The organism is Kitasatospora sp. NPDC127067 (assembly GCF_042724755.1).
Taxonomy (GTDB): Bacteria; Actinomycetota; Actinomycetes; order Streptomycetales; family Streptomycetaceae; genus Kitasatospora; species Kitasatospora lactacystinica.
The window spans coordinates 98,102-109,207 of sequence record NZ_JBHXEM010000014.1 but is presented as its reverse complement, the minus strand read 5'-3'; the positions used below and the strand labels follow the sequence as shown (position 1 = coordinate 109,207).

The 11,106-nt window shown below is 74.2% G+C and carries 10 protein-coding genes and 1 pseudogene; 5 read left to right on the top strand and 6 right to left on the bottom strand.

Translation table 11 applies throughout. The features are described 5' to 3' along the window. Nucleotides 1-130 precede the first annotated feature (130 nt). Together ACFWJ4_RS08840 and ACFWJ4_RS08835 are read right to left on the bottom strand one after the other, a co-directional pair. The gene (locus tag ACFWJ4_RS08840; RefSeq protein WP_380540961.1) at nt 131-1,009 is read right to left on the bottom strand and encodes a class I SAM-dependent methyltransferase; all 879 of its coding nucleotides are present in this window, start codon (nt 1,007-1,009) and stop codon (nt 131-133) included. A 197-nt stretch (nt 1,010-1,206) separates the two neighbouring features. Continuing rightward, nucleotides 1,207-1,797 carry a PadR family transcriptional regulator gene (locus ACFWJ4_RS08835; protein WP_380540958.1) on the bottom strand — a complete coding sequence of 197 codons (591 nt, stop codon included), beginning with the start codon at nt 1,795-1,797 and terminating at the stop codon, nt 1,207-1,209. A gap of 194 nt (nt 1,798-1,991) precedes the next feature. Between ACFWJ4_RS08835 and ACFWJ4_RS08830 the strand changes: the two genes are divergently transcribed. Beyond that, entirely contained in the window at nt 1,992-3,437 is a 1,446-nt protein-coding gene (locus ACFWJ4_RS08830) for an MATE family efflux transporter (RefSeq protein WP_380540955.1), read from the top strand. Next, nucleotides 3,388-3,915 (top strand): annotated as a pseudogene (locus ACFWJ4_RS08825) (DinB family protein). The gene ACFWJ4_RS08830 and the pseudogene ACFWJ4_RS08825 overlap by 50 nt, the downstream one beginning before the upstream one ends. 100 nt (nt 3,916-4,015) lie before the next feature. Here ACFWJ4_RS08825 and ACFWJ4_RS08820 read toward each other — a convergent pair. Both ACFWJ4_RS08820 and ACFWJ4_RS08815 read right to left on the bottom strand, forming a co-directional pair. Continuing rightward, complete coding sequence (locus ACFWJ4_RS08820; RefSeq protein WP_380540952.1) at nt 4,016-5,521, bottom strand: MFS transporter; 1,506 nt, start codon at nt 5,519-5,521, stop codon at nt 4,016-4,018. Then, a complete protein-coding gene (locus tag ACFWJ4_RS08815; protein ID WP_380540949.1) occupies nt 5,518-6,108 on the bottom strand; it encodes a TetR/AcrR family transcriptional regulator in 591 nt (196 codons plus the stop codon). The genes ACFWJ4_RS08820 and ACFWJ4_RS08815 overlap by 4 nt, the downstream gene beginning before the upstream one ends. 76 nt (nt 6,109-6,184) lie before the next feature. On the opposite strand from ACFWJ4_RS08815, the gene ACFWJ4_RS08810 reads away from it, so the two are divergent. Beyond that, the gene (locus tag ACFWJ4_RS08810; RefSeq protein WP_380540946.1) at nt 6,185-6,355 is read left to right on the top strand and encodes a hypothetical protein; all 171 of its coding nucleotides are present in this window, start codon (nt 6,185-6,187) and stop codon (nt 6,353-6,355) included. A 60-nt stretch (nt 6,356-6,415) separates the two neighbouring features. Here the strand turns inward: ACFWJ4_RS08810 and ACFWJ4_RS08805 are convergent, their stop codons facing one another. Continuing rightward, entirely contained in the window at nt 6,416-6,595 is a 180-nt protein-coding gene (locus ACFWJ4_RS08805) for an antitoxin (protein ID WP_380540943.1), read from the bottom strand. 162 nt (nt 6,596-6,757) lie between these two features. Here ACFWJ4_RS08805 and ACFWJ4_RS08800 point away from each other — a divergent pair, with 162 nt between their 5' ends. Together ACFWJ4_RS08800 and lpdA are read left to right on the top strand one after the other, a co-directional pair. Then, entirely contained in the window at nt 6,758-8,374 is a 1,617-nt protein-coding gene (locus tag ACFWJ4_RS08800) for a M28 family peptidase (RefSeq protein WP_380540940.1), read from the top strand. A 280-nt stretch (nt 8,375-8,654) separates the two neighbouring features. After that, complete coding sequence (gene lpdA, locus ACFWJ4_RS08795; RefSeq protein WP_380540937.1) at nt 8,655-10,061, top strand: dihydrolipoyl dehydrogenase; 1,407 nt, start codon at nt 8,655-8,657, stop codon at nt 10,059-10,061. A gap of 109 nt (nt 10,062-10,170) precedes the next feature. On the opposite strand, the gene ACFWJ4_RS08790 is transcribed toward lpdA, so the two are convergent. Further along, nucleotides 10,171-10,905, bottom strand: a complete 735-nt coding sequence (locus ACFWJ4_RS08790) for a sigma 54 modulation/S30EA ribosomal C-terminal domain-containing protein (protein WP_380540935.1) — start codon at nt 10,903-10,905, stop codon at nt 10,171-10,173. Nucleotides 10,906-11,106: the final 201 nt, after the last annotated feature.

The following is an 11,106-nucleotide window of genomic DNA, read 5'->3' as shown; positions in this document are numbered from 1 at the left end:
GGGGGGGCGGCGCCGGGCCGGCCGTCCGGGGTTAAGGGCAATTTAGAACTGTTCGGCGTCCTAGGGGGCGGCGTTGTCTAGGTGGGGGGCGGCGCGGGGGGGGGGGGGCCCCCGGCGAGGGGTCGGGCGCTCAGGCGCTCGGGACGGGGGGGACGGCGCGGCGTTCGCGCAGCGTCCGGAGCATCCGGCGGGTGGCCTTGGTCGCGACCGGGGGCAGGAGTTCGAGGGCGATCCGGCGCGGCGTGGAGCGCTGGACCGGGGCCTTGACCTGGTAGTTGAGGCGCAGCACCTTGGCGTCGGCGATGGTGTCCTCGTCGACGGTGTACCCCTCGGCCCACCAGTCGCGCTCCTTCAGGACCGCCTGGACGGCAGCCGCGTCTCCCCAGGTGCCGTAGAACTTCATCGGGGTGAGCAGGACCGGCCGCAGTCCGCCGGTGAAGACCGCCTCCCAGACCGCGGCGGAGACGCCCGGGGTGTGCTCGGAGCGGTAGTCGTCCAGGGCGACCACGCCGTTCTCGGCGAGCGCGGCGCGGGCCACGGCGATGTCCCCTGCGACGTGCTCGTAGAGGTGGGAGGCGTCGACGTGGACGAAGCGGCAGCTGTGCGCCCGGACGCGGCCGTCGGCCAGCACCGAGGTCGGGGCCTGCACTATCTCGGGCAGTTCGCCGTGGAAGGCGAGGTAGTTGGCCTCGAAGGCGCTGCGGGTGAGGGTCCTGCGGTAGGACATGTTCATCTCGGCGGCGTTCTCGGCGTCGCTCGCCTCGGAGTCGAACAGGTCGCAGACCGTCAGCCGCTCGCCCGGCCGCAGGTGGTCGCCGAGCAGGACGGCGCTGCGGCCGAGGTAGCTGCCGAGCTCCAGGATGTCGCCGGTGACGCCGGCCGCGCTCTGGGCGGACAGCAGGTGGCTGAAGGCGGCCCGGTCGAGGCTGAAGAACCAGCCGGGAATGTCGTCCCGCTTCAGCGGCGCGGAGTGGACTGCGGCCTCGACCGCGGTCTCGGAATCGGGCACGGCGGCCTCCAGGGGGACGGCGGGGCGCGGTGGCGGATCACGCCCGCGGAGGGGGGACGCCGAGGACGTGAGGCGGATCATCATAGCGACGCCGGGGCCGGGGGGAACCAGGTGCGGAACGGCTGAATTCGGATTTTCGCTCTGCCGTTCGGCAGGGGCGTGCGCCTTCGGTTTTGCTCTGGATTCGCCTGGTCGGCCTAGCGTTCCGAGGACCGCGGCTCCGTCGGCGAGTCGGGGGCTTCCGACGGCTCCGCCCCGGCCGCCCGATCCAGCTCCGTGACGGTCTCGGACAGCCAGGCCCGCTCGGCCGCCGTGGAGGCTCGGGCGACGAGCAGCATCCCGCGCCGGAAGGGGTTCGGCTCGCGCTCGGCGGTGACCGGCTGCCCCGTCCCGTCGTAGAAGAAGCTGCTCGGAGCGTCCAGGAAGGCCAGCCGGCGGCGGAGCACGGCGGCCTGCCGGGGCGGGTCGGCGAGATGGTGCAGGAACGTGGTGACGGTGAAGAAGCGGATCTGGTCGGTGATCTCGGCCTGCTCCGGGTCGGCCAGTCGGCGCAGCAGTTCGGCCCGCCCCCGCGCCGTCAGCTCCAGCGTCTGCCGCGGTGCGGCGCCGCTGCCCGGTTCGGTGCGGCGGTGCAGCAGGCCGGCCTTCTCCAGCCGGGCGATGGCGGGGTAGAGCGCGCCGTCGCTCACCGGTCGGACATGACCGGTCAGTCCGGTGATCCGGGACTTGAGCTCGTAGCCGTGAAGCGGCTGGTCGTACAGGAAACCGAGGATCGCGAGCGTCAACACGGCTGGAGCCCTTCGGTCGGAGTGCGCCCTGTGGAGTCGTCATGTTACCTCTTGTCGATGTGCCTCGAAACGATGTATCTCTATTCGAGGCAGGTCGAGAGGGCCGCAGCCGATCGAGGAGAGCCGAGGCGGGCCAGGGCCGCGCCGAGGCCGGCCCGGTCACGCACGAGTACCACAGGGGAAGGGAGAAGGGCATGCGCGGCCAGTTGCGCCGACTCACGGCATTGGCGGTACCCGTCTACGCGGAGCTGCTGTCCGGGGTGATCGCCTCGGTGATCGGGGCCCTCTGGGTGGCCGGTCTCGGTGGGGCCGCGGTCGCCGCCGTCACCCTGGCCGGCACCGTCGAGAACCTGCTGCTCGGCCTGGTCCTGGTGGTCGCCTCCGGCACCAGCGTCAGGCTCTCCCACGCCCTCGGTGCGGGCGACCACGCCGAAGCCGCCCGGACCACCCGCGCGGCCTGGCGGCTCTGTGCCGCCGTCAGTGCGGCGCTCGCCGTCCCCGGCTTCCTGCTGCGCGACCGGCTGGCAGGCGCCTTCCTGGACGGCGAAGCCGCCGAACAGGCCGCCGGCTACCTCGCCGTCGCGTTCCCGGCCTTCGCGCTCTTCGTCGGCCAGCGCGTCGCCGACGAGCTGTTCAAGGGCGCGGGCGACACCCGCACCCCGATGCGGCTCGCCCTGCTGTCCAACGCGCTGCTGCTCCTCCTCGACCCCCTGCTGATCCTCGGCCCGGGGCCGCTGCCCGCCCTCGGCGTGCCGGGCGCCGCCCTGGCCCTGGTCCTCTCCCGGGCGATCGCCCTCGCCGTCACCCTGCGAGTGCGGCGACTGCGGCAGCCGGTGCGACGTACGGAGCCGCAGCCGGGGCGGCACGCGGAACCGCAGCCGGTGCGACGCACAGAGCCGCAGCCGCAGGACCCCGGTGGCACCGGGGGAGCGGGCGCGGCGGCGGTACGGATCCTGCGCGCGGGCGCACCGTTCGGTCTGGACTTCACCGCCCGGATGGCCGTCGGAACCGCCCAACTCGGCCTGGTCGCGGGCTTCGGCGTCGCGGCGGTGGCCGGCTACGGCCTCGGCTACCGCGTCCTGCTCGTCGTCACCATGGCCTTCTACGCGCTGCGCCAGGCCGCCGCGATCGAGGCGGCACGGCTGACCGGCGCGGGAGAGGGCGCCGCGCTTCACACCCTGCGCCGCGCCACCGGACGCCTCGCCGCGCTGCTCGGTGGGGTGGCGGCGGTGCTTGCCGTCACCCTCGCCGTGCCGCTGACCGCGCTCTTCACCGCGGACCGGGCGGTGGCCGCGCAGTCCGTCGGCTTCCTGCGCTCGGCGGCCCTCTACCTGCTGCCGTACGCGCTGGTGGTGGCGGTCGGCGGAGTGCACCAGGCGGCGGGCGCCGGGCGCCCGCTGGTGGTCTCCGTCCTGCTCGGTCTCGGGGCCCAACTCGCCGCCTCGGCGGCCCTGTCCGGGCCGCTGGGGGTGTCGGGGGTGTGGCTCGGGCCGGCGGTGGGCGCGGCCGTGCAGCTCGCGCTGCTCGCCGCACTGACGCGGTCGCGGAGTCCGCGCGGGGCCGCAGCGGGCGTGTGCCAGAGTGGGGGCCATGGCACTCACCCCGGACGGGCGGCCGATCCCGACCCCGCACGCCGATGAACGCGCAATGCTGGAGAGCTGGTTGGACTTCCAGCGGGCCACGCTCGCCCGCAAGGTCGACGGGCTCGACGACCGGCAGGCGCGGCTGGCGTCCGTCCCGCCGTCCACGATGACCCTGCTGGGGCTGGTTCAGCATGTCGCCGAGGTCGAACGCAGCTGGTACCAGCGGGTGTTCGCCGGGTAGGACGCCCCGCCGCTGTACGGCGCGGACAACGCCGACGGCTACGGGCTGGACCCGGTGCGCGGGATGGCCGAGGCGCTGGTGGACTGGAGGAGGGAGATCGACCGGGGCCGGGAACTGACCGCGGACCAGCCGCTGGACGCGGCCGGCCCGCTCTCCCCGCAGGCCGCCGCGGCGATCGGCGCGGACAGCGTCTCGCTGCGCTGGATCCTGGTGCACCTGATCGAGGAGTACGCCCGCCACAACGGCCACGCCGACCTGCTCCGGGAGTGCGTCGACGGCGTCACCGGGGTCTGAACCGAACGTGGGCCTGAACCGAACCTGGGCCTGAACCGAACCTGGGCCTGAACCGAACCGGAGTGTGAACCGGGCCGGAGTGTGACGGCAAGGGCGTTGCTCACCGACGGCCGGTGACCTCCGGCCGCCCGCCCGACGCCGGACCGGCGGTCCGATCGGCGGCCCCACCGGCCGTCGGTCCAGCCGCCCGTCCGGGCAGCCGCGCGGCGAGCAGCGTCCCCGCGCCGGCCACCGCCGCCATGGTCAGCGCGGACGGCGCGAGCGCCGCGCCGGGGTCCGTGCGGCCGGCGGCGGTGGTGGCCAGGGCGATGCCCAGGGCCGGGCCGGTGTTCAGGACGGTCTGCTGCAGGCCGCCCGCGACCCCGGCCCGGGCGGCGGGCGCACCCCGGACCACCATCGTGGTGGCGGTGGCCATCACCGCACCGAAGCCGGTGCCGAGCAGCGCGAAGCAGCCGCCGATCACGAGCGTCCCGGAACCGGTGCCGAGCCCTGCGGTGAGCAGCGCCCCCGCGGTGATCAGTGCCATCCCCGGCAGCACCACCGCCCGTTCGCCGTGACGCTTCGCCAGCCGGGCGGAACCGGGCGCCGCGAGGATCATCGCCACGGCGAGCGGCATCGCCCGCAGGGCGCTCTGCAGGGGGTCGAGGCCGAGCACGTCCTGGAGGTAGTAGGTGGCCGGGAAGAGTGCGCCCTGGAGGGCGGCGGAGGCGGCGAGCAGGACGACGAGCGGCGGCGCGACGGCCGTGGAGCGGAACAGCGCGGGCGGCAGCAGGGGATCGGCGGTCCGGCGTTCGTGCCGGACCAGGAGGAGGGCGAGGGCTCCGGCCGCGGCGAGGCAGAGCAGCGGGACGGCCGGCCGGCCGGCGTCCGGCAGCGTCACCAGGCTCTCCACCAGGAAGGCCAGCGCGAGTGCGAGCAGGGCCGCGCCGGGCAGGTCGAGCCCGCTGCCGTGCCCGCTGCCGTGCCGGCTGCCGTGCCGGCCGTCGTGCTCGCTGCCGTGCCTGCTGCCGCGCCGGGCGGCCGGGGACCGGGTGTCGGGCGATCCGGCCCGGGCCGGCACCGCGAGCGCCGCCAGGAGGGCGGCCGCGGCGGGCGGCAGGCCCAGCAGGAAGACCGACCGCCAGCCGAGGTGCGCGGTCAGCGCCCCGCCGACCAGCGGCCCCGCCGCCGCCGCGAGCCCGATGGCGGCGGTGCGGATGGCGATCGGACCGGCCAGCCGGTCGGCGGGCCAGACGGTTCGGAGCATGCCCAGGGTGGCCGGCTGCAGCAGCGCGCCGGCCGCGCCCTGCAGGACGCGCAGGGCGACGACCCAGCCGATGCCGGGCGCCACGGCGATCCCGAGCGAGGCGGCGGCGAAGCCGGTCACGCCGAGCGCGAAGACCCGCCGGTGCCCGTACCGGTCGCCGAGGCGGCCGGCGAAGACCAGCAGGGCGGCGACGGTGACCAGGTAGCCGGTGCCGGCCCACTGGACGGCGGCGACGGAGGCGTGCAGGTCGTGCTGGAGGGTCGGCCGGGCGACGGTCAGCGCGGTGCCGTCGACGGCGACCAGGACGGCGCCGGTGATGCTCGCGGCCAGGACGAGCCCCCGGCGGTGCCGCGGGTTCACCGCGCGGCCGGGCCGAGGTGGGCGTCCAGCGTCGCGCGCAGCAGCGGCTCGATGGAATCGTCGCCGGTGATGAGCCGCAGGCTGCCCCAGGTGCGCAGCTGGGCGAGGCCGTGCAGGTTGGACCAGAGGGCGGCGGTGGCGGCGGCCGGATCGTCGGACCGCGGGTGCACCTCGGAGACCAGGCCGACGAAGGTCAGGAAGAGCGGCAGGGTGGTGCGGCGCAGTTCGGCGCCGCTTCCCTCCAGCAGGTCGTGACGGAACATCAGCTCGAACATGCCGGGGTTGGCGGCCGCGAAGCCGAGGTAGGCGCGGGCGAGCGCGTCGAGGCGGGTGCGGGCGTCGGCGCCGGTGGTGGCGGTGAGGGCGTCGGCTCCCGCGAGGGTGTCGGTGAGCCTGCCGAAGCCCTGCTGGGCGATGGCGGCGAGCAACTCGCGGTGGGTGGGGAAGTAGCGGCGGGGCGCGCCGTGCGAGACCCCGGCGCGGCGGGTGATCTCGCGCAGGCCGAGCGCCTGGACGCCGCCCTCGGCCACCAACTCGACGCCGGCGGCCACCAGTCGGGCCCGTAGGTCCTGTTCCTGTTCGGTCATGAAGACACTGTCTACCAGGTGTTCGTAGACAGTGTCTACTCGCGCTCGCGGGAGCGCCCCGGGCAGAATCGACCCCATGGACGAAGGCGGCGAGCCGGCCTGCTGGCTGGACCGGGTGTGCCCGGAGTGCGGACGGCTGCGCGAGCGGCCCGGACCGGGGCCCTGCGAGAACTGCGGCGCCGACGGTGAAGCCGACGGCGAGAGCGGAGGCGGCCCGCCGGACGCGGCGGAGCCCCGGGAGGCCTGACCAGGGCGCCGCGCCGGCCGGACGGCCCCGGGTGGGGCGGCCCGCGGGAGGCAGCAGCCGCTACTGCTGCGGCGGCTGGTCGCGGAACTGGTTCTTGAGCTGCTCCTGGCCGGCGTCCACCTGACCGCTGTACTTGCCCTCGGTGCGCTGGTCGACGGTGTCGCCCGCCTTGTCGACGGCTTTGTCGGCCTGCTCCTCGTGGCCCTTCAGCAGGTTCTTGAGCTTATCCATCATGGACATCTGGTCACACTCCTGGATGAGACGCCCCCACCCCTCCAATATCACCGCGCGCGCCACGACCCGCATCTCGCAAGGTCTGCGTAAAGGCTTGGCAACGGGATTCCGGTCATGTCAAATCATGACCCTCATGACCTTCACGGCCCGTCGGATGGAGCTCCCTTGATGCTGCGCACCCGTCGCCCCACCTCCCCGCTCGACCGCTCCGTCCCGGAGGACCCCGCCACCTCCACAGGGCGCCCGCGAACCGCCGTCACCCGGCGTGGCGCGGGCGCCGCCCTGACCGTCGCCGCGCTGGTCGCCCCGCTGCTGCTGGCCGGCGCCGGCAGTGCCTCGGCCGACCCGGACCCGGCGCGCAAGGGCGCCAAGCTGGCCTCCCGGCTGGTCGAGGCGAGCAGTGCCCGGGACGCTCGGGCCACGCTGGCCGCGCTCCAGTTGATCGCGGACCGCAACGGCGGTACCCGGGTGGCCGGTTCGAAGGGGCACGACCAGTCCGCGCAGTACGTCTACGAGCAGGCGCGCCGGGCCGGGCTCAAGGTGTCCAAGCAGGAGTTCGTGTACACCTTCTTCGAGGCCCGCTCCGAGCGCCTCGACGTGGTCTCCCCGAAGGCCGAATCGGTGCCGGTGATCGCCATGACGTACTCGGTGGGCGGCCCGGAGGCGGGCCTGACCGCGGACCTGGCGGTCGCCCCGGTCGGCGCCACCACCGGCTGCACGCCCGCCGACTACCCGTCGGGCGCCTTCACCGGCAAGATCGCCCTGATCCGGCGCGGCGGATGCTCCTTCGCCGAGAAGCAGGCCGCCGCGGCCGCCGTCGGCGCGACCGGGGCGATCATCTACAACAACACCGAGGGCACCCTGAACGGGACGCTCAGCGAGCCGACGGCGGGGCGGATCCCGACCGGCGGGATCACCCAGGCCGCTGGCCAGGCCCTGGCCGCGCAGGCCGCCGCCGGGCCCGTCCGGGTGACCCTGGACATCCGGACCTTCATGGAGCAGCGCAAGACCTGGAACGTCATCGCCGAGACCCGCGGCGGCGACCCGGACCACACCGTGATGGTCGGCGCGCACCTCGACTCCGTCCCCGAGGGGCCGGGCATCAACGACAACGGCTCCGGCACGGCCGGCGTCCTGGAGGTCGCGAAGAACCTCAGTGTCCACCCGGTGAAGAACAAGGTCAGGTTCGCCTGGTGGTCGGCCGAGGAGTTCGGCCTCAAGGGTGCCGAGACGTACGTGAACTCCCTCTCCGACGCGGAGAAGAAGAAGATCGGCCTCTACCTCAACTTCGACATGATCGCGTCCCCCAACTACGCGCAGTTCGTCTACAACGGCTCGGGCAGCGCCGGCGGCGACGCGGGCCCCGAGGGCTCGGCGCAGTTGGAACGGGACATCAACGGCTACCTGGACGGCCGGGGCCTGCCGCACGACCCGACCCTCTTCGACGGCCGTTCCGACTACGGTCCGTTCATCGACGCGGGCATCCCGGCCGGCGGCACCGACACCGGCGCCGAGAAGGTCAAGTCCCCGGAGCAGGCGGCCCGTTACGGCGGCACCGCCGGCGCCGCGTACGACGGGTGCTACCACAAGGCCTGCGACAACCTGGGCAACATCGACATGGGCGTCTTCGACGTCAACATCGACGTGATCGCGAACGCCGTCGGCACCTACGCCTGGGACCTCTCCTCGCTCCACCGGCCCGTCCCGGCCCAGCGCCCGGCCGCCAAGGCGGCGCCCGGTATCAGCGGCACGAGCGACGCCCACTCCGGCGGAGTGGCGGCCTGACGCCCGGGTGGGCCCGCCACCGCTCCCGTCCGCCGGGCCCACCCGACCGCCGTACCCGACCGCTCCGTCCGAGACTGCTCCATCCGGGACCTCCCCGCCTCATCGCCCCTGGTGGCCGTGGGTGCGGTCACCGTAGCGCAGGACACTGACAATCCGGTCGCGGACCGGTACGGTGCCGCGCGGAGCGCATCCGCCGAGACCCGGTGGGTGCGCCGGGTCCGGTCCTGACACCATGGGACCGAGATCACGACACGGTGACATCCTCGGAGGAGTCAGCAACATGAGCACGCACTACGACGTCGTCGTCCTCGGCGCGGGCCCCGGCGGCTACACAGCCGCCGTCCGCTCGGCCCAGCTGGGCCTGAAGGTCGCGGTCATCGAGGCCAAGTACTGGGGCGGCGTCTGCCTCAACGTCGGCTGCATCCCCTCCAAGGCCCTGCTGCGCAACGCCGAGCTCGCCCACATCTTCACCAAGGAGGCCAAGACCTTCGGCATCAAGGTCGAGGGCCAGGTGACCTTCGACTTCGGCGAGGCCTTCCGGCGCAGCCGCTCGGTGGCCGACGGCCGGGTCAAGGGCGTCCACTACCTGATGAAGAAGAACGGCATCACCGAGTACGACGGCTGGGGCACCTTCGTCGACGAGCACACCCTCCAGGTCGCGCTGAGCGGCGGCGGCTTCGAGGTCGTCACCTTCGACAACTGCGTCATCGCCGCCGGTGCCACCACCCGCCTGCTGCCCGGCACCAGCCTGAGCGACCGCGTGGTCACCTACGAGGAGCAGATCCTCACCGAGCAGCTGCCGGAGAGCATCATCATCGCGGGCGCCGGCGCGATCGGCGTCGAGTTCGCCTACGTGCTCCACAACTACGGCGTGAAGGTCACCATCGTCGAGTTCCTGGACCGCGTGGTGCCGCTGGAGGACGTCGAGGTCTCCACCGAACTCGCCAAGCAGTACCGCAAGCTGGGCATCGAGGTGCTGACCTCCACCCGGGTCGAGTCGATCGACGACAGCGACCCGAACGCCAAGGTCCGGGTCACCGTCACCAAGGACGGGCAGCAGCAGGTGCTGGAGGCCGACAAGGTGCTCCAGGCGATCGGCTTCGCGCCGCGGGTCAACGGCTACGGCCTGGAGAACACCGGGGTCAAGCTCACCGACCGCAACGCCATCGCGGTGGACGGCCGCGGCCGCACCAGCGTCGAGCACATCTTCGCGATCGGCGACGTGACCGCCAAGCTGATGCTCGCGCACGCCGCCGAGACGATGGCCGTGATCGCCGCCGAGACCATCGGCGGGGCGGAGACCATGGAGGTCGACTTCGTCATGATCCCGCGCGCCACCTACTGCCAGCCGCAGATCGCCTCCTTCGGGTACACCGAGGCCCAGGCGCGCGAGCTGGGTTACGACGTCAAGGTCGCCAAGTTCCCGTTCACCGCCAACGGCAAGGCGCACGGCCTCGGCCACCCGATCGGCTTCGTCAAGGTCATCAGCGACAACACGCACGGCGAGCTGCTCGGCGCCCACCTGATCGGCCCCGAGGTCACCGAGCTGCTGCCGGAGCTGACGCTGGCCCAGCAGTGGGACCTGACCGTCCACGAGGTCGCCCGCAACGTGCACGCCCACCCGACCCTGGGCGAGGCCGTCAAGGAGGCCATCCACGGCCTGGCCGGCCACATGATCAACATGTGACGACCGGCCCCCGGCACGCGCCGCGCCCCGTCGAGCGACTGCCCGGCGGGGGCGCGGCGCGGTTCCGGGCCGATCGGCAGGAGCGGCCCCGGGCTCCGGTCAGGGCCCGTCAGACGTGCCCGGCGATCAGGCCGAGCCGACCGTCGAAGCGGCGGTAGAGCACCCGGCCCCGGCCGGTGACCGGGTGCGCGAAGAACAGGAACGGCAGCTCCGCGCCCGCCAGCCGGTCGACGGCCTGCGCCTGCGTCAGCCGGGGCGCGCCGTACGGGCTGAGGGTGATCGGCGAGGTCCGGCGGCCCGCCGGTCCGGCCGGGACGGTACGGGCGAGGCGGTAGCCGGTCGGCCCGACCCGGTAGACCACGGCGTCGGTCTCGGTCGCCGGATCGGTGAACAGGTGGATGTCGTAGTCCATCGCGTCCATGGTCCGGGCAGCGGCCTCCGGCGAGCACCAGACCAGCGAGGGCTCCTTGTGCCGGACCACCCGGAGCTCGCGGAGCTCGCCGCCGTCCGGCCCGATGGGGGCCGCGGCGCGGTGGCCCGGCCACGGGCGCGGCGCCCAGGCCCCGGTGACGGCCCTGATCCTGCCGCGCAGCGCGTCGCTCACCCGGTCGAGCGAGTCGCCGAGCCCGGCCGCGGCCTCCTGGACGCGGATCCGCCGGCCGTCCACCTCGGCGTTCACCTGCGCCAGCACACCCCCGGCCACGGCCGCGAGCCGGACCCGCAGGGCCTCCACCAGCGTCCCCACTCCCGGAGCCGCCGCCGCGGCGCCCACCCGGGCCCGCGCCTCGGCCAGGCCCTCGCAGGTCAGCCCCTCGAACGCCCTCACCGTGACCAACTCGCCCATCCCAGGCCCTTCCACTCCCAGCCGGCGCAATACCGGCGACCAGGATTCCCGCCCCCGCCCCGCGCGGCCAGGGCCCAACGGCCCCACCGGGAGGGCCGGGCGGACCAGCCGCGGTCCGGGGGCGGGCCCGTCGGGGGGCGGGGCCAGAAGGGGAGTGGCGGGGCTCGGAGGGGGCGGCGGGGCCAGGAGGGGAGTGGAGGC

Coding starts and splice junctions, on each gene's coding strand:
- lpdA (WP_380540937.1), top strand. CDS start 8,655: ATGAGCACGCACTACGACGTCGTCGTCCTCGGCGCGGGCCCCGGCGGC.
- ACFWJ4_RS08800 (WP_380540940.1), top strand. CDS start 6,758: ATGCTGCGCACCCGTCGCCCCACCTCCCCGCTCGACCGCTCCGTCCCG.
- ACFWJ4_RS08810 (WP_380540946.1), top strand. CDS start 6,185: ATGGACGAAGGCGGCGAGCCGGCCTGCTGGCTGGACCGGGTGTGCCCG.
- ACFWJ4_RS08815 (WP_380540949.1), bottom strand. CDS start 6,108: ATGACCGAACAGGAACAGGACCTACGGGCCCGACTGGTGGCCGCCGGC.
- ACFWJ4_RS08790 (WP_380540935.1), bottom strand. CDS start 10,905: ATGGGCGAGTTGGTCACGGTGAGGGCGTTCGAGGGGCTGACCTGCGAG.
- ACFWJ4_RS08805 (WP_380540943.1), bottom strand. CDS start 6,595: ATGTCCATGATGGATAAGCTCAAGAACCTGCTGAAGGGCCACGAGGAG.
- ACFWJ4_RS08830 (WP_380540955.1), top strand. CDS start 1,992: ATGCGCGGCCAGTTGCGCCGACTCACGGCATTGGCGGTACCCGTCTAC.